The sequence below is a fragment of the Lichenihabitans sp. PAMC28606 genome (genome assembly GCF_020616535.1).
In the GTDB taxonomy this organism is placed as follows: domain Bacteria; phylum Pseudomonadota; class Alphaproteobacteria; order Rhizobiales; family Beijerinckiaceae; genus Lichenihabitans; species Lichenihabitans psoromatis.
Map to the genome: position 1 here is coordinate 2,448,145 of NZ_CP085136.1, position 23,627 is coordinate 2,471,771.

21 protein-coding genes are annotated in these 23,627 nt (G+C 63.4%); 13 read left to right on the plus strand and 8 right to left on the minus strand.

What is annotated here, in order from left to right; all coding sequences use genetic code 11:
• Positions 1 to 172 precede the first annotated feature (172 nt).
• Entirely contained in the window at positions 173 to 2,005 is a 1,833-nt protein-coding gene (locus LGH83_RS11580; protein WP_227398808.1) for a nucleotide pyrophosphatase/phosphodiesterase family protein, read from the plus strand.
• A 30-nt stretch (positions 2,006 to 2,035) separates the two neighbouring features.
• On the opposite strand, the gene LGH83_RS11585 is transcribed toward LGH83_RS11580, so the two are convergent.
• The 5 genes from LGH83_RS11585 to LGH83_RS11605 form a co-directional block, all read right to left on the minus strand.
• Positions 2,036 to 2,563 (minus strand): L,D-transpeptidase, encoded by a 528-nt coding sequence (locus tag LGH83_RS11585; protein ID WP_227398809.1) that lies wholly within the window; start codon positions 2,561 to 2,563, stop codon positions 2,036 to 2,038.
• Positions 2,564 to 2,696: 133 nt separating this feature from the next.
• On the minus strand, positions 2,697 to 3,869 hold the full coding sequence (locus tag LGH83_RS11590) for an autotransporter outer membrane beta-barrel domain-containing protein (protein WP_227398810.1): 1,173 nt from the start codon (positions 3,867 to 3,869) through the stop codon (positions 2,697 to 2,699).
• Between the two features lie 507 nt (positions 3,870 to 4,376).
• Positions 4,377 to 5,066 carry an ice-binding family protein gene (locus tag LGH83_RS20135; RefSeq protein ID WP_413771038.1) on the minus strand — a complete coding sequence of 230 codons (690 nt, stop codon included), beginning with the start codon at positions 5,064 to 5,066 and terminating at the stop codon, positions 4,377 to 4,379.
• A gap of 483 nt (positions 5,067 to 5,549) precedes the next feature.
• Positions 5,550 to 6,053 carry a pyridoxamine 5'-phosphate oxidase family protein gene (locus tag LGH83_RS11600; RefSeq protein WP_227398811.1) on the minus strand — a complete coding sequence of 168 codons (504 nt, stop codon included), beginning with the start codon at positions 6,051 to 6,053 and terminating at the stop codon, positions 5,550 to 5,552.
• Between the two features lie 144 nt (positions 6,054 to 6,197).
• Positions 6,198 to 6,608, minus strand: coding sequence for a GNAT family N-acetyltransferase (locus tag LGH83_RS11605; protein ID WP_227398812.1), 411 nt, complete (start codon positions 6,606 to 6,608; stop codon positions 6,198 to 6,200).
• Positions 6,609 to 6,804: 196 nt separating this feature from the next.
• Here LGH83_RS11605 and polA point away from each other — a divergent pair, with 196 nt between their 5' ends.
• The 6 genes from polA (at position 6,805) to LGH83_RS11635 (ending at position 13,111) form a co-directional block, all read left to right on the plus strand.
• The gene (gene polA / locus LGH83_RS11610) at positions 6,805 to 9,828 is read left to right on the plus strand and encodes a DNA polymerase I (RefSeq protein ID WP_227398813.1); all 3,024 of its coding nucleotides are present in this window, start codon (positions 6,805 to 6,807) and stop codon (positions 9,826 to 9,828) included.
• Between the two features lie 82 nt (positions 9,829 to 9,910).
• Positions 9,911 to 10,726 (plus strand): hypothetical protein, encoded by an 816-nt coding sequence (locus LGH83_RS11615; protein WP_227398814.1) that lies wholly within the window; start codon positions 9,911 to 9,913, stop codon positions 10,724 to 10,726.
• Positions 10,723 to 11,643, plus strand: a complete 921-nt coding sequence (locus LGH83_RS11620; RefSeq protein WP_227398815.1) for a ParA family protein — start codon at positions 10,723 to 10,725, stop codon at positions 11,641 to 11,643. The genes LGH83_RS11615 and LGH83_RS11620 overlap by 4 nt, the downstream gene beginning before the upstream one ends.
• Entirely contained in the window at positions 11,627 to 12,082 is a 456-nt protein-coding gene (locus LGH83_RS11625) for a hypothetical protein (RefSeq protein ID WP_227398816.1), read from the plus strand. The genes LGH83_RS11620 and LGH83_RS11625 overlap by 17 nt, the downstream gene beginning before the upstream one ends.
• A gap of 7 nt (positions 12,083 to 12,089) precedes the next feature.
• Positions 12,090 to 12,626, plus strand: a complete 537-nt coding sequence (locus LGH83_RS11630; RefSeq protein WP_227398817.1) for a gluconokinase — start codon at positions 12,090 to 12,092, stop codon at positions 12,624 to 12,626.
• Positions 12,623 to 13,111, plus strand: coding sequence for a DUF3429 domain-containing protein (locus tag LGH83_RS11635; protein WP_227398818.1), 489 nt, complete (start codon positions 12,623 to 12,625; stop codon positions 13,109 to 13,111). The genes LGH83_RS11630 and LGH83_RS11635 overlap by 4 nt, the downstream gene beginning before the upstream one ends.
• 3 nt (positions 13,112 to 13,114) lie before the next feature.
• On the opposite strand, the gene epsC is transcribed toward LGH83_RS11635, so the two are convergent.
• Both epsC and LGH83_RS11645 read right to left on the minus strand, forming a co-directional pair.
• Positions 13,115 to 14,095, minus strand: coding sequence for a serine O-acetyltransferase EpsC (gene epsC, locus LGH83_RS11640; protein ID WP_227398819.1), 981 nt, complete (start codon positions 14,093 to 14,095; stop codon positions 13,115 to 13,117).
• 115 nt (positions 14,096 to 14,210) lie between these two features.
• Positions 14,211 to 14,423 carry a dodecin gene (locus LGH83_RS11645; protein ID WP_131195716.1) on the minus strand — a complete coding sequence of 71 codons (213 nt, stop codon included), beginning with the start codon at positions 14,421 to 14,423 and terminating at the stop codon, positions 14,211 to 14,213.
• 161 nt (positions 14,424 to 14,584) lie between these two features.
• Between LGH83_RS11645 and LGH83_RS11650 the strand changes: the two genes are divergently transcribed.
• The 5 genes from LGH83_RS11650 to LGH83_RS11670 all read left to right on the plus strand — a co-directional run bounded on the left by LGH83_RS11650 (position 14,585) and on the right by LGH83_RS11670 (position 20,664).
• Complete coding sequence (locus LGH83_RS11650; protein WP_227398820.1) at positions 14,585 to 14,953, plus strand: DUF305 domain-containing protein; 369 nt, start codon at positions 14,585 to 14,587, stop codon at positions 14,951 to 14,953.
• A gap of 322 nt (positions 14,954 to 15,275) precedes the next feature.
• Complete coding sequence (locus LGH83_RS11655) at positions 15,276 to 16,448, plus strand: efflux RND transporter periplasmic adaptor subunit (protein ID WP_227398821.1); 1,173 nt, start codon at positions 15,276 to 15,278, stop codon at positions 16,446 to 16,448.
• Between the two features lie 10 nt (positions 16,449 to 16,458).
• Entirely contained in the window at positions 16,459 to 19,659 is a 3,201-nt protein-coding gene (locus LGH83_RS11660) for an efflux RND transporter permease subunit (protein ID WP_227398822.1), read from the plus strand.
• Positions 19,660 to 19,771: 112 nt separating this feature from the next.
• Positions 19,772 to 20,056 (plus strand): hypothetical protein, encoded by a 285-nt coding sequence (locus LGH83_RS11665; RefSeq protein WP_227398823.1) that lies wholly within the window; start codon positions 19,772 to 19,774, stop codon positions 20,054 to 20,056.
• Between the two features lie 101 nt (positions 20,057 to 20,157).
• Positions 20,158 to 20,664 (plus strand): DUF1993 family protein, encoded by a 507-nt coding sequence (locus LGH83_RS11670; RefSeq protein WP_227398824.1) that lies wholly within the window; start codon positions 20,158 to 20,160, stop codon positions 20,662 to 20,664.
• Between the two features lie 16 nt (positions 20,665 to 20,680).
• Here LGH83_RS11670 and LGH83_RS11675 read toward each other — a convergent pair whose 3' ends face one another.
• A complete protein-coding gene (locus LGH83_RS11675; RefSeq protein WP_227398825.1) occupies positions 20,681 to 22,276 on the minus strand; it encodes an MFS transporter in 1,596 nt (531 codons plus the stop codon).
• 329 nt (positions 22,277 to 22,605) lie between these two features.
• Between LGH83_RS11675 and LGH83_RS11680 the strand changes: the two genes are divergently transcribed.
• On the plus strand, positions 22,606 to 23,607 hold the full coding sequence (locus LGH83_RS11680; protein ID WP_227398826.1) for an ABC transporter ATP-binding protein: 1,002 nt from the start codon (positions 22,606 to 22,608) through the stop codon (positions 23,605 to 23,607).
• Positions 23,608 to 23,627 lie beyond the last annotated feature (20 nt).

Below are 23,627 nucleotides of genomic sequence, written 5' to 3' on the forward strand. Positions count from 1 at the left end.
CCTTCGGGACATGCGCGGGGTATGCTTGAGACACGCTCGAGACAAGCTCGAGACGATTGGAGGCTCGGGTTCACGCTCGTCAGGAGACGGAACGAGCGAGCCGGCGGCAATTTCGAAAAACCGTCATATGGCGCCACTACGGTGCGGCCCAATTCGATTGTTGGAGAAGAGCATGATCCGCGCCCCCCTGCCCCGGTTTGCCGTCGCCCTGGTCGGGCTCGCGATGACGATCGGGTCGGGCTGGGCTCAAGACGCGACGCGGCCGCATAACGTCGTGCTGATCGTGCCCGACGGTCTTCGCGCCGGCATCGTGCGCGCCGATACGGCGCCCGCCATGTCGGCGTTGCGCGACAAGGGCGTGAACTTCCGCAACAGCCATTCGGTGTTCCCGACCTTCACGATGCCGAATGCCTCCGCCATGGCGACCGGGCACTCGCTCGGCGACACCGGCGTGTTCAGCAATACGATCTACAGCGGCTTTCCCGTGCCGACCGCCAATTCATCGTTGACCCCGTTCATCGAAAACGACCCGGTGCTCGGCGATATCGACGAGCATTACATGGGCGACTTTCTCGATGAGGAAACCGTCATGAAGGCGGCGCGGGACGCCGGCTACAACACCGCCGCGATCGGCAAGGTCGGTCCGGCGCTGATCTTCGACCATACGGCGCGCGATGGCACCAAGACCGTTCTGCTCGATGACATGACCGGCACGGCCAATGGCATTGGCCTGGCGCCGTGGCTGCTCGATGCCCTGCAGAGCGCGAGCCTGCCGACCCATACGCCGGCGCGCGGCGATAACGGCCAGGCCGGAACCGCCAGCGTGGCGGGAACCAAGAGCGCCAATGTGCTGCAGCAGGCCTGGTTTGCCGACGTGCTGACCCGCGTGGTGCTGCCGAAGTTCAAAGCCGACGACAAGCCGTTCTTCGTGGTGTTCTGGTCGCGCGATCCTGACGGGACCCAGCATTATCAGGGCGACAGCTTGTTGAAGCTGGTCCCCGGCATCAACGGCCCGACCTCGATGGCGGCGATCCGCAACGTCGACAACAATGTCGCGCAGATCCGTCAGGCGCTCGCCGATCTCGGCCTCGCCGACAGCACCAACGTGATCGTCAGTGCCGATCACGGCTTCTCGACGATCTCGAAGGAAAGCGACACCAGCCCGGCCGCCAAAATGACGATCGATGGTACGCCGGCCGGCCTGCTGCCCGGTGGTTTCGTGGCGCTCGATCTCGCTAAAACGCTCGGCCTGACCCTGTTCGATCCAGACCAGAAAAGCGCCAAAGTCGCCGAAGGCCAGCGCACCCGCTTCGCCAACGGCCTGATCGGCAACGACCCGGCCAAGCCGGACGTGGTGGTGGCGGCCAATGGTGGCTCCGACCTCGTCTATCTGCCCCAGGGCGACAAGGCGATGGCCGGCAAGGTGATCGATTTCCTGCTGTCGCAAGATTATGTGAGCGGGTTGTTCGTCGACGAAACGCTTGGCACCTTCCCGGGAACGCTGCCGCTCAGCGCCATCAATCTGCGCGGCACCGCCCTGACGCCGATGCCCGCCATCGTGGTCAATTTCAAGAGCTTCTCGACCGGCTGCGCCGACGCGTCCTTGTGCACGGTCGAAGTCGCCGATTCCACGCTACAACAAGGCCAGGGGATGCACGGCAGCTTCAGTCGCGGCGATACGTGGAACTTCCAGGCGGCGATCGGCCCCGACTTCAGGGCAGGCTATGTCGATGCGGCACCGAGCAGCAATGCCGATATCGGCCAGACGATCGCGGCTCTCATGCGGCTCAGCCCGAAAAGCAAGGGTGCCCTGATCGGTCGACCGCTGACAGAGGCCATGCCGAACGGCGCCGAGCCCGAGCATCGGGCGGGGTCGCTGGTTTCGGCCGCCGCGCGCAACGGCCTGGTCACGGTGTTGAACTACCAGACCGCCAACGGCGTCCGCTATTTCGATGCCGCCGGCTTTCCGGGCCGCACCGTGGGATTGTCGAACGGGCAGCCCTGAAGGCGCTGTCGCGCTTGGGGGAAAGCGGGTCTACCGTGTCACGATGACCCGCGTTCCGACGTCGACGCGGCCGAAGAGATCGACGATGTCGTCGTTGTACATGCGGATACATCCATAGGACACGAAGCCGCCGATGGATTTCGGCGCATTAGTGCCGTGGATCGCATAAATCCCCCCCGAGAGAGTCATTGCGGCGGCTCCCATGGGGTTGCCGGCCGCGCCCGATGGGATGACGTCCGGCAGATTGGGTCGGTCGTGCCTGACGGCCGGAGGCGGCGCCCAATTGGGGCGGAGGAATTTTTCCTCGATGGCGGATTGCCCGGACCATTGACGGCCGATGCGTCCTACTCCGACGGTGTAGCGGAGCGCCCGTCCCCCATCCAAGATAAGGTAGAGCCGCCGTTCCCCCGTCCGGATCACGATCGTGCTCGGGGTGGCGTCGCCCTCGAACGCGACAAGGGCCGCGGTCGCTCCGGCGGTGCCGGCGCCGAGCAACCATGACACCGCAACGGCGCCGATGATGGTCGGCCAAGACATGCTTCGCGCTGAAATATTCATGCGGCGAGCCTGCCGAAGACATCTTAGTCTTGAGCGAAATCAATCGATCGAATTAGCTCGATCCCGCGTGAACCACACGAGGTCGGTCGGAATGGCACCCCGTTCCGACCGCGCCGAGGGGTATGGGCGGGGTCTACCAGACGTAGCGCAGCACGGCATTGCCCGAATAGGCGTCATATCCGCGTGCAACCTGGCCCTCGGCCGCGAGCGCGAGCGAGATGCCGTTGCCAAAGAGCAGTTCGGGCCCAGCGGAGAAGAGGAAGGAATCCGAGGCGCGCGAGGCGCCATAAACCGAGAAGTTGGCGCCGGGAAGCGATTGCAGCGTCACGTTGATATAGGGGTTGGTGTTGGTGTCATGCGCCCAGGCGGCGCGTGTGCGCAGGCGCAGCACTCCGCCATCATACACCCCGACATCCTCGTCGATCCGGAACCCGACTTGCGTGCGGGCCGTCACCGTGGTGTTCGAGGCTTCCGACAGCGCGAAGACGGAGGGGCCGGTTGGGTCATGTTCGGTATAGCCGGGCGTGTGGAACGCCTGCACGCCGACGGCGACATAAGGGATGAACCATCCGATCCGATAGCCAGCTTCGATCTGGCCCGCGACATCTTGCGCCGAGAAGGATGCGTTGAGGACATTGTTGCCCGCAAAGGTCAAATCACGGTTCGTGACGACGCTATGCCACGCATAGGCGATAGCGGTCGTGATGTAGGCCGAACCAAAATATGTCCGGGCGTAGACGGCCGCCTGGATCATATCGCTCCGGCCGGTCCCAAGACCGTCCGCCACGCCGAAACCGTTGCGCCCACCGGCGAGAGCAAAGCCGAGTTTGGTGTCTGGGGTCACGCGGTAATCCGCGCCCAGCGCCGCCCCATATGTGTCGGAGGAGCGATCGTGGCTCACGACGAAGGCGTTCCCATTCGCCGAGGCTTGGCCACCAAAGCCAGCGCCCCACACGCTCCAGGGATTGCGGGCCGGCTGCCCAACAAAAGACCCGCTTTGCAGCATGCCGAACGGCCCCGACGAGATGACGCGGTCGTCGCCGGCATAGCCGAGGGAGTGCACGGTTCCCCGAAGCCCGTTGGGTGCCGGAATTGGCTTGGCTTCCGTGATCGGAACGCCGCGCTCATCATCAACGGCCGAGTCGAACGCCAGCGTAAGGAATGAATTCATGGCCTGGATCCCGGTGGGGGCGACGGCGGTGCCGACCTCTCCGGAGACCTGGGTGAAAGCCGAGGCGAGTTGCTGGGCGGAAAAGACGCCGCGCAGAACCTGAAATGTAAGAGGCGCGGCGTTGCCGGCCGCCACGAACCGGTCGATGGCACCACCGACTGCGCGTTGATTGCGAGAGGCCGACGTCGGAAGCGCCGAAACATAGCCAGGCTGGGCCGCCGCGACGGCCGTCGTGGTCCCGGTCGGTGTCGGTGTTGCAACGACCGTCGTGGTCCCCGTGGGTGTCGGGGTTGGCGCGCCGGTGGCGGTGGTCGTGGCGCCGGTCGTCGTTGTCGTGGTGCCGGTCGGTGTCGGCGATGCTGTGGCGGTCGTCGTTCCGGTGGGTGTCGGGGTCGGGGTCGGTGTTCCAGTGGCGGTCGTTGTTCCGCCGGTGGCCGTCGTGGTGCCGCCAGTCGTCGTCCCGGTCGTCGTGGTCCCGGTCGTGGTGGTCCCGGTGGGAGTGGGTGTCGGGGTCGGAGTGGGTGTTGGGGTCGGAGTGGGTGTCGGGGTGGGAGTGGGGGTTGGGGTCGGGGTCGGGGTCGGGGTCGGGGTCGGGGTCGGGGTCGGGGTCGGGGTCGGGGTCGGGGTTGTCGTGGCGGCGGTCTACGCGGGACAGATCGAAATCGTGTTGGTGTCCAGGGTGACAGCGCCGTTCCGCGCCAAAGCCGCGCCACAATTGATGGTCGTTCCCGTCACCAGCGTAATGCTCGTCAGCGCAAAAATCCGACCCGCAAACATCGTCGCGGCGCCGAGTGTCGCAGAACTTCCCACTCTGAAGTAGACATTCGCACCCTGCGCCCCATTGATGAGCGCAACAGATGCGCCGCTTCCCGTCGTGAGCGTGGTGCCAATATTAAAAATAAACACCGCATTGGGATCACCCTGGCCGTCGAGCGTGACAGTCCCTGTAAGTTGACTGCCCGCACCGGAACTGTAGACGCCCGGGCCCAGCGTCAGGCCGCCGAGATCTTTGCCGGTCAAATCCGCTGTCGAAGGCCGGCCTGCCAGCACGTTATAGGCGGTCGTGAGGTCGCTTTGTCCGAGGCTGGCGACGCCATCGTTTTGATGGAGGGCATAAGGCGCCGTCACGATACCCGGCGGAAACCCCGTCACGGCACTTCCTGGACTGAGCCCAACATCGCCGTTGATAACGGAAGGACCAGTATTCGTGATGGCGGATCCCGCCAAAATAGCGAACTGAGACAGATCTTCGGCTCGCGTCGCCGCCGAATTCACGAAGACGGCCGTGAACGGCAGGATGGCCATAGCGGTCGCGCGAACATAGCGGCCCATCGAACCTCCAACGAATTAAACAGAAAATTAACGTAATTTCGGATCATTTTTAAAATCGACGCGCGGCGGGCTTGACCTCACCACAATTAAAAAAAGACCAAAATATAGTTAATATATGTTTAAGCCCGCAGGGTCGGTGCAAGTCGTGTTTTGCCCTTTCGCGCGGAACGACAGTGAAGGCGATCAAGACGCCTGACTAGCATTGGAAGACCCGGCCTCAGACTTCGACGGCCGGCCTGCAAATAGATGCGAGACGGGGCAGACCGACAAAGGGCGTCGAGAGACGTGCCGGTGGGAGATGGGTTGATGTCGTGAGATTCACCGAACCGGTCGGGATGCCTCATCCGCCGTAAGCGTCGATCAAGCCGCACGTCATGGCGTCGTTACGCAAAACCAACGGACATCGATCGTTGTTACGCCGTCCCTATCGAGCGATGAGAGACCGAGTCGGCTTTGCGACCGTGTCTCCCATCGCACATCGAATCAGTCGTAATCGACGGTACCGACATCGCCCGGCTTAGCGGGCTTACCGGTCGTCACGGCCTTCAAGTATCCGTAGGCATGAACCATGAGGCTGGAGGGTGTGTCCCAATATTCCGCATGGTCGACCGAGACTTTCAGCAAAACGATATTGGGATCCTCGGGTCCGTTGGGAAACCAAGCTCTGTAGATCTCGGTCCAGAGCTCCTTCACTTTGGTGCGATCGCTCACGATGGCGGCATGACCCGTCATCGAGACATAGTTCTGGCCCTTCGAGTCGGCGAAGCACAGCAATGTCTCGGGATCGGCCTTCAGCTCCCGCACCTTGCGCGAATCTGCCTTGGTGAAAAACCAGATGTCGCCGTCGAACTCGGCGGCGCGGCACGCCATCGGCCGAGCGTGCATCGGGCCGCCGCCCTCCGTCCGCGTCCCCAGCAGCGCATAATCGATGTCCTTGATGAGCTCCAACACCTTCTGCTGGGCGGCTTGGTCGGTCTTTTCCTGCATGGATCGCTCCCGTTGGATGGGCTGACGTTTTCAGCTGAGGCTCAACTGACGTGGCCCGACAACGCCGCATGACAACCTCGGGGTCCGATCTGGCGGGACGCGTGACCCCATGGCGCAGGAGCGGGATCTCGAGCCGACGATGCCTTAGCGATGAAGCCGCTTTTGCAGGAAGAACCGCTGATGTCCCGGCGGATAATCCTCGATCGACCCGAACACCGCATAGCCGAGCTTTTCGTAGAAGCCGCGCGCCTGGAAGCTGAACGTATCGAGCCATATGCCATGACAGCCGCGCTCCAGCGCTACGGCCTCGGCCTGCTGCATCAAACGAGTGCCGAGTTTCTGGCCGCGGCTCGCCTCCGGCACGCTCAGGAGTTCGATAAACAACCACCCGTAGAACGAGCGGCCCGTGAGGCCGCCGTCCATGAGCTGGCCCTCGGCGTCGCGGAGTAGGATCGCGAGCGGCTTGAAATCCGAGCGGCCGGTCTGGCGCTCGTTATGGGCCATCAACGGACGGAGCACGGCCTCCCGGTCCAATGCGGTCGGCGCGTCGGTCACATACAGGGTCGGATTCGCTCAAAACTGAACCTCAAAAAGTTGGACGGAGGTCCCTCAGAAGCAAACCCCCACCAACATGACAAGAGCATCCAGACCAGCAAGTTCATCCCCGTGACACCGCGCCAGCCAGGATGACAGCGGCGGCTCGAAATGGTTCAACGGAGCCGCACGCTCATCCGCCAACAACCGGTTCGCCATGTCCCTCGTTTCACGCCCCATCAAAGCCGGCGATCACGTGTTCCTGGTCGATGGCTCGTCCTTCGTGTTCCGCGCCTATTTCCAGTCGATCCGGCAGGATGCGAAATACAATTACCGGGCCGACAAGCTGCCGACGGGCGCGGTGCGATTATTCTGCGGCAAGCTGTTCCAATTCATCCGCGAGGGAGCGGCCGGCATCGCGCCGACGCATCTCGCCATCATCTTCGACAAAAGCGAGAACTCGTTCCGCAAGGACCTCTATCCGCTTTACAAGAGCCACCGCAACGAGCCGCCCGAGGACCTGCTGCCGCAATTTCCGCTGATGCGACAGGCCGTGCGGGCCTTTGGGCTGGAGCCGATCGAGCAGGATGTCTACGAGGCCGACGACCTGATCGCGACCTATGCCCGGCAGGCGCGCGACGCAGGCGCCGACGTGCTGATCATCTCGGCCGACAAAGACCTTATGCAGCTCATCGAGCCCGGCGTTTCAATGTATGATCCGGCGTCGGGCGATCCGAAGAACGCCGGCTCGCGCGGCGAGCGGATGATCGCCGAGGCCGAGGTGATCGATTATTTCGGCGTCACGCCCGACAAGGTGGTGGACGTGCAGGCGCTGGCGGGCGACCCGACCGACAATGTGCCGGGCGCGCCGGGCATCGGCATCAAGACGGCGGCGCAACTGATCGGCGACTTCGGCACGCTCGAAGCCCTGTTGGAGCGCGCCGGCGAAATCAAGCAGAACAAGCGCCGCGAGACGTTGACGGACCCCGACAAGGTGGCGCTGATCCGCCTCTCGAAACAACTCGTGACTTTGGTGCGCGACGTGACGCTGACGGTGCCGCTCGACCAGCTCGGCATCCATGCGCCGGACGGCAAGCAACTCGTCGGCTTCATGAAGGCGATGGAATTTTCGACCCTGGCGCGCCGCGCCGCCGAGGCCTACGGGCTCGACGCCAATACGATCGATGCCGATCCGGTCTTCGTCGGGCCGGGCGGCTGGCGCAAGCGCAACGGCGATCATCAGGAGGGCGACTACCCGATCGTTGCGGCCGAACAGCCCGCCCTGGTCGACCAGGGAAGCGAGACCGCAACCGAGGCGGCGCCGACCGGCCCGGCGGCCCTTTCGGCGGCCCGCATGGCCGAGGGATTGAGGACCGTCATCACGCATAGCCACTACGTCACCATCGATACGGTCGAAAAACTCGATGCCGTCATCGCGGCGGCGCATCTGGCCGGAGTGGTGGCGGTCGATACCGAAACCACGTCGCTCGATCCCCGTGCGGCCGATCTCGTCGGCATCGCGCTCGCAACCGCGCCCGGCGAAGCCTGTTATATCCCGCTCGGCCATCGCGCGCCGAGCGACGGCGGTCTGTTCGGCGAAGGCGCGCTGCTGCCGGGTCAACTCGACGCCGCTCTCGTGCTGCAGCGCCTGCGCCCGCTGTTCGAAGCACCGGGCGTGCTGAAGATCGCGCAGAACATGAAATATGATTGGCTGATCTTCGCGCTGCACGGCATCGAACTGAAGGCCTTCGACGATACGATGCTGCTGTCTTATGCGCTCGACTCGGGCAAGAACTCGCTCGAGGGCCATGGCATGGATGCGCTGTCCAAGCGCCACCTCGGCCATCAACCGATCGCGTTCAAGGATCTGGCTGGTTCGGGCAAGAGCTTCATCGGCTTTGCCCGCGTGCCGATCGACAAGGCGACCGAATATGCGGCCGAGGATGCGGATGTCACGCTGCGGCTGTGGCGAGTGCTTAAGCCCCGGCTCCCGGCCGACAAGCTCGCGACCGTCTATGAGACGCTCGAGCGGCCGATGGTCGAGACGCTGGCCCGCATGGAACGGCGCGGCATCCGGATCGACAAGGCGATCCTGTCGCGCCTGTCGGGCGAATTCGCCCAAAGCATGGCGCGGCTCGAAGCCGAGATCTACGAGCAGGCCGGGCAGGCCTTCAATCTGGGCTCGCCCAAGCAGGTCGGCGATATTCTGTTCGGCAAGATGGGCCTGCCGGGCGCCAAGAAGACCGCGACCGGTGCTTGGTCGACTTCGGCCCAGGTGCTCGACGACCTCGCCGAGCAGGGCAACCCGTTCGCCCGGCTGATCCTCGATTGGCGTCAGGTTTCAAAACTCAAACAGACCTATACGGATGCACTGCCGACCTATGCCGATCGGGAGACCGACCGGGTCCATACCTCGTTCGCCTTGGCGGCCACCACCACCGGGCGGCTCTCCTCCTCCGAGCCGAACCTGCAGAATATTCCGGTCCGCAACGAGGCGGGGCGCAAGATCCGCACAGCGTTTATCGCAGCTCCTGGGCACAAGCTGCTGTCGGCCGATTATTCGCAGATCGAGTTGCGACTGCTGGCCCATATCGCCGACCTGCCGCAGCTGAAACAAGCCTTTGCGGAGGGAATCGACATTCATGCGCTGACGGCATCCGAAATGTTCGGCGTGCCGGTCGAGGGCATGCCGAGCGACGTCCGACGGCGCGCCAAGGCGATCAACTTCGGCATTATCTACGGCATTTCAGCCTTCGGGCTCGCCAACCAGCTCGGCATTCCGCGCGAGGAGGCCGGGGCCTATATCCGAACCTATTTCGAGCGTTTCCCTGGCATCCGGGCCTATATGGACGCCACCAAGGCGACAGCGAAACAGCAGGGTTACGTCACCACGATCTTCGGTCGCCGCTGCCATTACCCGCGCATTCTGGCCTCGAACCCTTCGGAACGCGCCTTCAACGAACGTGCCGCCATCAACGCACCGATCCAAGGCTCGGCCGCCGACATCATTCGCCGGGCGATGGTGCGGATGGATGCGGCCTTGGCTGAGGCGAAGCTATCGGCCCGCATGCTGCTCCAGGTGCATGACGAGCTCGTGTTCGAAGTGCCGAACGACGAGATCGAGGCCACCATCCCGGTCGTTCGCCGCATCATGATCGATGCGCCACATCCGGCCATCACGCTCTCGGTGCCGTTGCAAGTCGATGCCCGGGCGGCGAGCAATTGGGACGAGGCGCATTGATCCCACGCTTCGCCCAACAAAGCGGTGACTCGCAACCCGTCTCGCGTTAAAGGCTGGTTGCTGGTTTCAAAGAGTCTTTTGTATGGCGGTTCGCTCGTCCACGACAGGCAAGCTGAAGGATACCATGCTGGCGCTCCTTCCGGCTGACGGCACCCCGGTTCTCAATCGTGTGATGCGCTTGATGTTGGCGCGGCGTCTAGAGCGGCCCGTCGACGAAGACGATTTCTTTGAAACGCGCGATGCCCTGCTCTCTGCTGGTAAGGTCGGGCGGCTTCGTGGGCAAGGGGGCCAGATCTTTCTGGTAAAGCCGGATGCGGCCGCCCTAAGCGCGGCTGAAAGCTCTGACAAAGGATGGTCGGAACGGCGGTTGATGCCGCCCCTCAAAGCCTTTCTGGAAGGACCATTCCGCAAGGGACTCGACCTTGCCGATACGGGGGCTGTGGTGATCCAAGATACCTCGGCAGTCGGGCCCAGCCGAGGTCGTTGGGCGCGCCCGGACTTCATCCTAGTCAGCGCAATGCGCTTTAAGCTGCTACCGGGATGCGAAGTCGACCTTCACGCCTTCGAGTTGAAGACCGAGGCCGGGGGTGGCGTGCTTGCCATCCACGAAGCTTTGGCCCAAACGCGCTTCACGCATTTCGGCCACCTCGTCTGGCATCTCCCGGATGGCTCCCGGTCCGAGCCGATGCTGGACGATATTGTGATGCATTGCGACGAACATGGCATTGGACTGATCCGCATGCGGGATCCTCTGAAAGCCGCATCGAACGGCTGCGAAATTCTTGTCGACCCCCGGCGCAAGCCGACACTCAACGCCATCGTCGATGGTTTTCTAGAATCGCGCTTAACGCCCGAGCAGAAGCAGATCCTATTGAACGTTACTGGAGGTTCGGCTTGAAGAACGGGACCGCCAAGACAGGTACATTCATCGCAATTGCTAATATGAAGGGCGGCGTTGGCAAGACGACGACGGTGGTCAGTCTTGCCGAGGCACTGGCAGCCGACGATCTTGCGACATCGGTGCTGGTCGTTGATCTCGATCCACAGGCTAGCGCGTCGCTCTGTCTTGCAGGTGACGACCTACTTGCGGATCTTATCGAAGGCGGACGAACACTTCAGGATTTTTTGGAATTGCGACTATTCGAGCATGACCAAAAGCGGTCGCTTCTCGAGTTCGTGCGCTCGCACCTCAGCCTGACGACCCATCGGGGTCAACAACTGAATATTTCGCTGCTACCCTGCGGACCAAAACTTCGCTTGTTCGAGCGGGAAATCATCTACGCCTATACGAAGAAGGGACATAGCATGAACGGCATCGAAGGGGTGCTGTGGACCATGTTCAAAGCGTATTTTCGGCCGCTTCGCGAGACCTACGATTACATCATATTCGACTGCCCGCCCGGTATTTCGCCTTTTACCGAAGTCGCGATCCGTTCTTCCGACCTTGTCATTATCCCGACCATTCCAGATGAGATTTCGAACTTCGGATTGAACGCGTTTTGCGAAAGTCTTTGGCGCTCCGAGGTTGGCAGTACGTTGCCGCGGCCGCCCAAGCCCTTCGTTCTTCCGACGCGCGTCCAACAAAACGTCAAACAGCACGTGCAGATGTTAAGCCGTTTCGAGGTTGAGGCAGCGGCGTCGGACTCGGCATATCGGCTGATCCGAACGCGCATTCCGCAAGCTGCGGCGCTCGCGAGTGCCCTGGTTTTGGACGGCCATCCCACCTTCACGCAAAAATACGGTCCAGCGATCGTTCCGGTGCTCGACGCGCTGACTCAGGAAATCAAGGAGATGTGCCATGCCGGTCGAGATTGATGGTTTTGCCGTTCTCGGCGCTATCGCTCGTGCGCCGCAAGCTTTCGGCTCCGTCAAGGGCGAGGTCATCAAGACCGCCAAAGCCCTGATCGGCAAACAATTGAAAGACAAAAGCGTGACGTGCGACAGTCTCGTTTTCATCGCTCAAGCAGTCGATCACGAGGCGTTCGACCTGATCATCGATACAATGACCGATGCTGAGCTCAAGTCGTTACTCGCCAAAGTCGATAAGAACAATATCGACGTGAAAGCGGCAGCCCCTGCCGATCAACGAAGGCACCTCATCGCTTTAGCATGGCAGAAAATTGCGCCTGCCAGCAAAGCCGTTACGCCCAAAGCACCGAAACAACCCTCGGCTTCCAGATCGCCTGCCGTCGAAAAGCCGGTCGTCAAACGCGCCGGCAATAGTCGCGCGATGCGGGCCAAGAAAGAGGTTTAGTGCAGAAATGACCGACACCGACACGGCAAAGTCTCGCCTCGCCCTCATCGTGATGGGCGTTTCGGGGAGCGGCAAGACGACGATCGGAGCGCTGTTGGCCGGGCTGCTGGACCTCGATTTCGTCGATGGGGACGACCTGCATCCGCCGAGCAACGTCGAGAAGATGCATGCCGGCCACCCACTGACCGACGCGGACCGCTGGCCCTGGCTCGACACGGTCGGTTCGACGCTGGGCGACGCAGGCGCGCATCCGCGCGGCATCGTGATCGCCTGTTCGGCCCTGCGCCGCGTCTATCGCGACCGGATCCGCGCCAAGGCAGGCTCGGCCCTCCGCTTCGTGTTCCTCGATATCGAGACGACCGAGGTGGAGCGCCGCATGGCCGTCCGGCTCAACCATTTCATGCCCGCGAGCCTCGTCGCCAGCCAGTTCGCCACTCTGGAACGCCCGGTCGACGAGGCAGATGTCGTGACGGTCAGCGATCGCGGCGGCGGCCCCGCTGATGCGGCCCGGTCGGCCGCCGCAATGCTGGCAGGCGTCACGTGAGCCTGGCGCCCGGCACCGCTCCGGTCCCTCAATCCCAGGCCTCAATTCCATCCGCGCCCTTGATCTTGGGCCTGTCGGGCCTGCTGCCGTTCTGGGCCTTGGCGCTTGGCATCCCGTTCACCCCGATCGCAGGGTATTCCGCAGCCACGCTCGCGACGGCCTTGGCGGGTTATGGCGCCGTCATCCTCTCGTTCCTCGGCGGCATTCGCTGGGGCTTGGCGACCCGGCAGACGGATCAACGCGATGTCGCGTTCCAGTATCTCATCGCTGTGGTGCCCTCGCTGGTCGGCTGGGCGGCTCTCGGGCTAAACGGACCCTGGCGATTGCTGGTGCTTGGCCTCGTGATCCTGGCGCTCGGGCCGATCGATCGACGCTTGATCGCGGAGGGCCTCGCTCCGCCGTGGTACGGGAGCCTCCGCATCATCCTCAGCTTCGGCGCGGGGCTCGCGCTGCTGCTCGGCGCCTGGGTGTCGCGCGCGAGTTGAGGTTCAGCCGGCGGTCGAGACGCTGGCCTCGCTCTTCCGCATCAGCGCCTGCGTGATGCTGCTACGCGGCGGCACGCTCTGGGTCAGCCAGACGTTGCCGCCGATCACCGAACCGGCCCCGATCGTGATCCGGCCGAGGATCGTGGCGCCGGCGTAGATCACGACATCATTCTCGACCACCGGATGCCGCAGAATGCCCTTGACCAGTGTCCCGTCATCGTCGGCCTGGAAGCTTTTCGCGCCAAGCGTCACGGCTTGGTAGATCCGCACGCGGTCGCCGATGATCGCGGTCTCGCCGATCACGACGCCGGTGCCATGATCGATGAAGAAGCTGTGGCCGATCTGCGCGCCGGGATGAATGTCGATCGCGGTTTTCTGATGCGCGATCTGCGAGATCAATCGCGCCAGCAAGGTGGCGCCCACATCGTAGAGCGCGCGGGCGATGCGGTAATAGCGGATGGCAATCAGGCCCGGATAACCGAGCATGATTTCGGGATAGCTTTTGGCGGCCGGGTCGCCCGCGAAGGCGGCCATCAGGTCGCTCACCAACAAGGCGCGGATCTCCGGCAGGGTGCGGGCGAAGCGGGCCAGGATGTCGCCGGCTTTGTCGTTAACCTCGGAGGCGGTCAGATCGTCGTAGAGCGTGGAACTCAGAAGATCCCGCCGGACCTGATCCTCGAGGAGATCGAGACCTTCGCGCAAGGCTGTCTCGACGAATCCGTCGATCGATTCCTCGGTCAGGTCGGTCGCGCCGTAATGGGTCGGAAATAACGCGGATGACAGCCGCGCCAGGATTTTCAGCAAAGCGGCCTGGGACGGCAATTGGCGGATGCGCCCATTATGCCGAATGTTGTGGGTCACCTCGCGCGAGGTGTGCAGCCCTGCAACGACATCGCCGAGCCCATCCCGCCATGTCGCACGCGGCGTCACGGCCTGCCCCTGCGGCGACGATTGGGACGGATCGGGACCAAACGCATGCGACATCGGATCGACCTGCCAGTTTCGTGGTGAAGCCTTATCGAAGTCGCGGCGCAGAGTCCAAACGAGACACAGGCCGAGGAACCCGGCCTGCTCTTTGTGCTGGAGCGTGAGGCTTGGATCAGCGGTCGTCGAGCGTAAAACCGATCTTCAGCGTGACTTGAAAGTGGCCGACTTTGCCGTTTTCGACATGCCCGCGCGTCTCGACCACCTGGAACCAGCCGATGTTGTGGATCGTCTTGGCCGCATCCGCGATCGCGCCCCGGATCGCGTCTTCGATGGTGTCGGTCGACGAGCCGACGACTTCGATCACGCGATAGGTATGGTCAGACATGGTTCGCCTCCTAAAGCAGAGCCCCCTCGGCCCTGCTGAGACCCATGCAACGCGTCACGAGGCGGTTTGGCTTCACCGAACCGCAAAGCTTGACCCTCCCATGGGAGAGACCCGCAACCTCCCACCCGTCCAACCCGTGGACGTTGTTCGAGGAGATCATCATGCGACCCATTCTTGCCTTGGCGCTCAGCGCTGGCCTCGCGCTATCGGGCCCGGCTTTATGCGGCTCCGCTTTCGCAGACGGGATGGCAATGCCCAAGAAGGCCGCCCCGGTATCTTCGGCCGACAAGGCGTTCGAGGCTTCGATGAGCAAGATGATGAGCGGCATGGATGCGCCCTTGTCGGGCGACACCGACCGCGACTTCGTGACCATGATGCTGCCGCACCACCAAAGCGCGGTCGAGATGGCCAAAATCGAATTGCGCTATGGCACCGACCCGGGTTTGCGGCAGATGGCCACCGACATCGTCGCCTCGCAGGATAAGGAGATCGCATCGATGAAGGCGTGGCAAGAGCGTCACCGGAAGTGAGGCGCAACGACAAAAGTGTTCGAAACCTTCCCCCTTAAGAGCCGACGACCGAAAAACGACGGGTCCCGAATGATTCCGCTGGCGTGCGACAGCGCGACGCTGCACTCTCGTCTCAACTCTGGATCTCGTGCGGCGCGACGATCGGCATGGCCTGATCTCGCGATCCGACGCTGACGCATTTGACAAGGCGATGTCAAATACATACCAGTCGGTATAGATTTGATCGCGCCATGACGTGTTCGAGATTTGACCGATCTCGCCCCGTGCTTTGCCTGTCGATCCGTTATCGGAATTTTGCCCTATACGCTCCGGAGACCTAACGATGGCCGATCCCGCCAAAGCGAAGCGCCCGTTTCTGACCAGCTTTGGCGCGGCCCTCGGTCTCATCGTGGTCTTGCCCTTGATGGCCACGACACCAGCCTTGGCCCAGAACGCACCGCCGCCGCCCGTGTCGGTCGCCAAGCCGGTGGTGAAGCCGATCGTCGAGCGGGATGACTTCATCGGGCGGTTCGACGCAGTCGACACGGTGGATCTTCGGTCACGCGTGTCGGGCTATCTCGACAAGGTGAACTTCTCGGACGGCGCGGTCGTCAAGGCGGGCGATCTGCTGTTCACGATCGACCAGCGCCCTTATAAAGCGGCGCTCGACGACGCCCAGGCGGCGGTCGCTTCCGCCCAGGCCGGTGTGGACTTCTCGACCGGCGATCTCGAACGCGCCGATGCGTTGATCAAATCCGGCAACATCACCGGTCAAATCGCCGACCAACGCCGACAATCCGCGCTCGCGGCTCGGGCGACGCTCGACCGCGCGAAGGCGGCTCTGGTCAGGGCCAAGCTCGATATGGAATTCACCGAGATCCGCGCGCCGATGGCCGGCCGCATTTCGCGTCGCCTCGTGTCGGTCGGCAACCTGATCAACGCCAACGATACGCTGCTGACCACCATGGTGTCGCTCGACCCGATCCAGTTTTATTTCGATGCCGACGAACGGTCATTTCTCGATTACCTCAGCGATCTCATCCCCGGCCGCAACACCGGGAAGGGCAGCTCGCGCGACGTGACAGTTGCGCTGACGGGCGAAACCCAGCCGACCCATAAGGGCCATATCGACTTCGTCGATATCCGGCTCGATCAGGCGAGCGGCACAATGCGCGGCCGTGCGGTGTTCGACAACAAGGACCTGTCGCTCACCCCGGGCCTGTTCGGCCGGATCAGCATCGCAGGTTCGAAGTCCTATCAGGGCATTCTGGTGCCGGACGAGGCGCTGGGGACCGATCAGGACAGGCGCATCATCTATGTGGTCGAGGCCGACAACAAGGTTACGACACGCGTGGTGCGAACAGGGCCCCGCATCGATGGCTACCGCGTCATCCGCGATGGACTGAAAGGCGACGAAACGATCGTGGTCAACGGCCTGATGCGGGTTCGACCCGGGATCGAAGTGCAGCCAAAGATGACCGAACTGCCGCCCTCGCGCGACCCAGCGGGCGGCTAGGAGAGCGGCGATGAAATTCTCCCACGCGTTCATCGAACGGCCGATCTTCGCGACGGTGCTGGCCCTCGTGCTCGTGATCGTTGGCGGCATCGCCTATTTCGGTTTGCCGATCGCACAATATCCTGAAATCGCGCCGCCGACGATCGTGGTGCGAGCGAGCTATCCCGGTGCCGATGCCAAGACGGTCGCCGCAACCGTCGCGACGCCGATCGAGCAGGAGATCAACGGCGTCGAGAACATGATCTATATGTCGTCTTACTCGACAGGCGACGGCAACGTGTCGATCACGGTCACGTTCAAGCTTGGCACCAACCTCGATACGGCACAGGTTCTGGTGCAGAACCGCGTCGCCATCGCAACGCCGCGCCTGCCCGACGAGGTGAAACGCCTCGGCGTCACGACCCTGAAATCCTCGCCCGACCTTATGATGGTCGTGCATATGCTGTCGCCCGACAACACCTTCGACCAGCTCTATGTGTCGAATTACGCCCGCAACAACGTGCGGGATGAGCTGCTGCGCCTCAACGGAGTCGGCGATCTGACGATCTTCGGCGAGCGGCAATATTCGCTTCGCGTCTGGCTCGATCCCGACAAGCTCTCGGCCTTCGGCATGACGTCGGGCGATGTCGTCAAGGCAATTCAAGAGCAGAACGTCCAGGTCTCGGGCGGCGCGCTCGGCCAGGAGCCCACACCGAAAACGGGGGCGTTCCAATTCGCGGTCACGACGCAGGGCCGCTTCAACGATCCGAAGCAGTTCCGCCAGATCATCGTCCGCTCGACCTCGGACGGGAGGCTGGTGCGGGTGCAAGATGTGGCCCGCGTCGAGCTCGGCGCCCAAGATTATTTCACCAACTCCTACCTCGACGGCAAACCGGCCGTCGCGCTCGCGATCTTCCAGCGCCCCGCCACCAATGCGCTGGATACGGCCGCCGACATCATCGCGACGATGGAGACGCTGAAGAAGAATTTCCCGCCCGGGCTGTCCTATGAAATCGTCTACAACCCGACCGACTTCATCCGGGAGTCCGTCCGCGAGGTCTATAAGACGCTGTTCGAGGCGGTCGGGCTCGTCGTCATCGTCGTGATCGTGTTCCTGCAAAGCTGGCGCACCGCCATCATCCCGATCATCGCGATTCCCGTGTCGCTGATCGGCACCTTCGCGGCCATGGCGGCCTTCGGCTTCTCGCTCAACACGCTGACGCTCTTCGGCCTCGTGCTGGCGATCGGCATCGTGGTCGACGACGCGATCGTGGTGGTCGAGAATGTCGAACATAATATCGAACACGGCATGGCCCCGCGCGAGGCCGCGCACAAGACGATGGACGACGTCGGCGGCGCGTTGCTGGCGATCGCACTCGTGCTGGTCGCGGTGTTCATCCCGACGGCCTTCATCCCCGGCATATCCGGGCAATTCTACAAGCAATTCGCCCTGACGATCGCGGTTTCGACCGTTATCTCGGCCTTCGTGTCGCTGACGCTTTCGCCCGCGCTCGCCGCCATCCTGCTCAAGCCGCGCGCGGCCGAGGGTCACCAATCGCGCAATCCGATCGCTCGCGGACTTGGCTGGCTGGCCGGCGGCTTCAACAAGGGGTTCGAGCGCACGTCGAATGGCTACGCCGCCAGCGTCGGCACCATCGTCAAGCGCAAAATCATCGTGCTGCCGATCTATGTCGGCCTGCTGGCCGCCACGGTCTGGTCGGCAAACCACGTGCCATCCGGGTTTATTCCGGCGCTCGACCAGGGCTATGCGATCGTCATCGTTCAATTGCCGGACGGCGCTTCGCTGGCGCGGACCGATGCCGTCGTGCGCCGCGTGTCGGATATTGCGCGGGCAACGCCGGGCGCCTTGCATGCCGTCGCCTTCGCGGGTTTTTCGGCCGCGACCTTTACCAACGCCACCAATGCGGCCGCGGTCTTCGTGCCGTTCAAACCCTTCGAGGAGCGACTGAAGGACGGATTGACGGGCGACAAGATCACCAAGGACCTGTTTGTCCGCATGCAAGCGGTCGAGGAGGCCTTCATCATCGCGGTCGCGCCGCCCCCCGTCCGCGGCATCGGCAGCACCGGCGGGTTCAGAATGCAGGTGCAGGAGCGGATCGGCGCCGATGTCTCACGCGTGCTCGCTTCGACCTATGAATTGATGGCCAAAGCGCGCGGCAATCCGAAGCTGGCGGGTGTCTACACGACCTTCTCCAACGGCTCGCCGCAGATCTATCTCGCGATCGACCGGCAAAAGGCGCAGATGCTCAATGTGCCGATCGCCAATATCTTTGAGACGCTGCAGAATAATCTCGGCACGGCCTACGTGAACGACTTCAACGCTTTTGGCCGCGTCTACCAGGTGCGGGCTCAGGCCGATCAGAAGTTCCGGACCGACGAGAACGACATCAATCAATTGAAAGTCCGCTCCTCGACGGGCGCGCTGGTGCCGCTCGGCACGTTGGCCGACGTCACCTTCGTGACCGGCGCCGACCTGATCCAGCGCTACAACATGTACACCTCGGTGCCGCTGCAGGGTGGCCCGGCGCCGGGCGTATCGTCGGGCGAGGCGCTCGACACGATGGAGCAACTCGCCAAGGAGACGTTGCCTGCCGGTATGGCGACACAGTGGACCGACCTCGCCTACCAGCAGCGGGCGACGGGCTCGACCGCGGGCTTCATCTTCGCGTTGTCGGTCTTGTTCGTGTTCCTGGTGCTGGCCGCCCAATATGAAAGCTGGACGCTGCCGCTCGCCATCATTCTCATCGTGCCGATGAGCGTGTTGTCGGCTCTGGTCGGCGTCATGATCCGGGGCCAAGACAACAACATCCTGACCCAGATCGGACTCGTGGTGTTGGTGGGTCTCGCAGCCAAGAACGCGATCCTGATCGTCGAATTCGCGCGCGATGCCGAGGTTCGTGATGGCAAGGGGCCGGTCGCGGCCGTGGTCGAAGCCTGCCGGCTGCGGCTTCGCCCGATCCTGATGACGGCCTTCGCCTTCATCCTCGGCGTCGTACCACTCGCCATCGCGTCGGGACCAGGCGCCGAGATGCGCCAAGCGCTCGGAACGGCGGTCTTCTTCGGCATGCTCGGCGTGACGTTCTTCGGGCTCTTCTTGACGCCCGTCTTCTACGTCTCGATCCGCTGGATGGTGCTGCATTTCCGGCGCGAGCCGACACAAGAACCCGCCGCCGCATCCGGTCAGCATCCCGCCTCTCTGCCGGCCGAGTAAGCCACCCTCTTGCGATCCGGTCTGCCGCAAGTCAGGCACAAACGATCGCTAAGGAACGGGCGGCGCGCGGGCTGATCTGCCCGATGTCGCCCAGCAGCGAAGGAGCATTGCGGTGAGCGACGAGACGGTGGGCAAGGCCTTGGCGACCCAGGTCACGGACGATCCCCACGCGCCCCTGATCTTCTTCGATGCCGCGCCGGCTTGCGGACATTACGGCGGCATCGTCGCGATCACGCTCGCGGTTGATCTCGCCCGCACGATCGAACCATCCGAAATCACGGTTCGGCATACGGTCATCGCCTATCTCCGCACCAACGTGCAGGGCGCCAAGGCTTTGCGCGAGAGCCTCGATCGCGCGATCCTCTTGGCGACACCGACCGCCGGCGGCAAGAACTGACCAGGCTGACGCCGAGCGTGGCTTGACGGGTCCAAGCCTAAACCATACTGATCGGTATAATTCGAGCGTGTCTGTCGCTCACTGTAACCAGGATGCTCGCGATGCCCCTCTCGATGCACGATCTCTCCGTTCCGGTCTTCGTCCGGGCGTTCCATAATCTGTCGGCCATCCTCGACAAAGGCGTGACCTTCGCTGCGAGCGAAGGCGTATCGGCCGACACATTGACCGGAGGGCGGCTGATCGGCGACATGGGCCCGCTCACCGCACAGATCCAGCGCGCCAGCGACTCGGCCAAGGGATGCGTCGCCCGTCTCGCCGGCATCACGGTCCCGAGCTTCGCGGATACGGAAACGACGTTTCCGGAGCTGCAGAAGCGCATCAATGATACGATCGAACTGCTGCAGTCCATCGCGCCGAGTCAAATCGACGGCAGCGAGGATCGCAACATCGATCTGAAATTCGGTGAGCGCCGCCTCACCATGACGGGTCGCGACTACCTGTTAGGCTTCGCCTTGCCGAACTTCTTTTTCCACGTCACGACCGCCTATGCGATCCTCCGCCACAAGGGCGTCCCGGTCGGTAAGGTGGATTTTCTCGGCCTCTCCTGAGCCAGCCGGCCCTGGTTCACTGGTTGGCCGCCGGGGCCGCTGCCGTCTCGTTGAGAGCGGGCGTCGGTCTCATCAAAAAGGCGACCAACACCGCCGACGCCAGAGCGATGCCGGACGCTGTGATGACCGCAGCCGAAAATCCCGCAGCATAACCGGTATGGGCAAGGTCGAGTGCCGCCTGTCGCGTGTCCGGTGGCAGACCGCTGATCGCCAGCGGCACATCGCCGGCGATGACGGCTTCGGCGAAGATCCGCGACCGGTCGCAAAGCGCAGCCGCAGTCGCGCAGGCTCCGGCGAGCAGCGAGGACCGGCCGACAACGGCCACGATCGCGCTGAGCGTCGCAAACCCCATCAAGATGCCGCTGAACCGCGCCGTCGTGCTGATGCCGGACGCCATGCCCGCGCGGTCCCGCGCGACCGATCCCATGATGCCCTTCTGGGTTTCGCCGTTCATCAGGCCACCGCCGCTGCCGAGCACGAGCATGCCGACCAGAACGGCGGGCCCATGCTGGCCCCGGGCCGCAAGCCCGATCATCAGATCACCGAGGCTGACGATCGCGAGACCGAGAACCAGAAGCTGTGGCGAGGTGAGAAAGCGCCCCAGCCAGCGACCGGCTTGAGGCATGATCAGCATGGCGAGCGCGAAGGGCAGCATGGCAAAGCCGGCTTCGAGCGGCGCGCGCCCGAGGCCATTCTGTAGATAGAGCGGTAGCAGCGAGGCCATCACCTGCGAGGCCGCCGCATAGGAGAACATCGCGAGGACGGCCCCGATGAAGCGGGGCACACGAAACAGCGACAGATCCAGCATCGGTCTTGGCTGCCGAGCCTCCACGGCGAGGAAAACGCCCAGCGACGCGACCCCGCCGCCGAAGCCGGTCAGAGCAGGCGCACTGCTCCAGCCATGCGCCTGTCCGTTGATCAGCCCCCAAGTGATGCCGAACATCGCGGCCGCGAAGAAGACAATCCCAGCGGGATCCAGCGCGCGGGCTGCCGCATCACGCGACTCCTCGATGAACCAGACCACGGCGGCCGCGAGCACGAGGCAGATCGGAAGATTGACGAAAAAAGCCCAGCGCCAGCCGAGCAGAAAGGCGATCGCGCCGCCCAGAATGGGAGCCAGCACCATCGTGAGACCCATCATCCCGCCCCAGATCGCCCAAGCCTTCGCGCGCTCGCCCTCGTCATGGAAGGTATGGCCGATGATCGCGAGGGCGGGAGCCAACAGGAAAGCCGCGCCGACGCCCTGAAGCGCCCGCGCCACCGAGAGCATGGCGGCGGTGGACGACACGCCGCACCAGAGCGAGGCAATCGCGAAAACCGCGATGCCAGCCAGAAACACCCGCCGTCGGCCGTAGCGATCGGCGATCGCCCCAGCCGGAAGCAGCAGCGACGCGAAACACAACACATAGGTGCTGATGACCCATTCGACGTCAGCGAACCGAGCGCCGAGGTCATGTGCAATCGCCGGCAACACGATCGCCACGATATTGGTGTCCAGCACCGTCATGGCGCATCCGCAGGACGCCGTGAGAAGGATCGCGCGAACCGGCAGACCAGGCCGTGGCATCACCTCGCCTCCCACGCGCATCGTGGCGCGGCTTTCAGTCGGCACAACAAGACTCCCGTCTTCGATAATCCGGTCGTTCAAAGACAAGATGGGGGGTGAGCCACGTCGTCTCTACGTCCGAGGTAAGACACTTGGACAAGGTGGTATCGCAAGCGCGGCCTCAATGCACGACGTCGTGCTGCGCCTGCGCCGTGCGGGGATCGTTGCATGCCTGCCCAATCCCTAAGCGCTGCGGGCAGCAAGCCGGGCAGCGATGCCGATTTTCTACGCGGTTGACGTAACTGCCTCTTTCAGCGGCACCGCAGTGCGTTTCGTCTGACGATAAGCCGGGTGGATGGCACGCCGAATGCAATGCCGACGTCGAACCGGATGCGATGATGCAGCAGCACTCCCTCGACCTGATCAACGTGACCAAGCGCTACGGCAATACCGTCGCGGTCGACCAGATCAGCCTCAAGATCCCGGCCAGCAGCTATGTCTGTCTGCTGGGGCCGTCCGGCTGCGGTAAAACATCGACGTTACGGATGATCGCCGGCCACGAAGTCGTGAGCGACGGCGACATCATCCTCGATGGACGCAATGTGACGGACCTGCCGCCCGTCGAGCGCGGCACCGCGATGATGTTTCAATCCTACGCGCTGTTTCCGCATCTCTCGTGTCTCGACAATGTCGCCTTCTCGCTGCGGATGAAAGGCATCGACAAGGCAACCCGCCACGCCACCGCGATGGAAACGCTGCGGGTCGTCGACATGGAAAGCTATGCCGGCCGCCTTCCCGCACAATTGTCGGGCGGCCAGCAACAGCGGGTCGCGCTGGCCCGCGCCATCATCACCAAGCCGCGCATGTTGCTGCTCGACGAACCGCTGTCGGCGCTCGACCCCTTCCTGCGGCTGCGCGTCCGCGCGGAGCTGAAGCGATTGCAGCAGGAGCTCGGCATTATCTTCGTGCATGTGACCCATGGCCAGGACGAAGCGATGGCGATCGCCGACGTCATGGTGGTCATGAACAAGGGCCGGATCGAACAAGCAGGTCCGCCGCGAGAGATCTTCAATGCGCCGCGCACCGAATTCGTTGCCCGCTTCACCGGCGGCCACAACATCATCGCGACGCCGGCCGGGGCCGTGGCGATCCGCTCCGACCGGATGATCGTCTGGCGCGATCCGAAGCCCAACGGGTCCGGGGTTCCGGCCACGGTCCGCAGCGTCGAATTCCAGGGTGGCCAGATTCACGTTGCGCTGGATTCGGCCGTCGCTCCCGAACTCGCGGTGCTGCTGGGCGATGCGGTCTACGACGCAGCCCCGCTCCAACCCGGCGACAACGTCCATCTCGGCTGGGCCGACACCGATGTCCATCCGCTCCAGCCCGCCACAGCGTAAGACCAACCCGAAGGAAACCA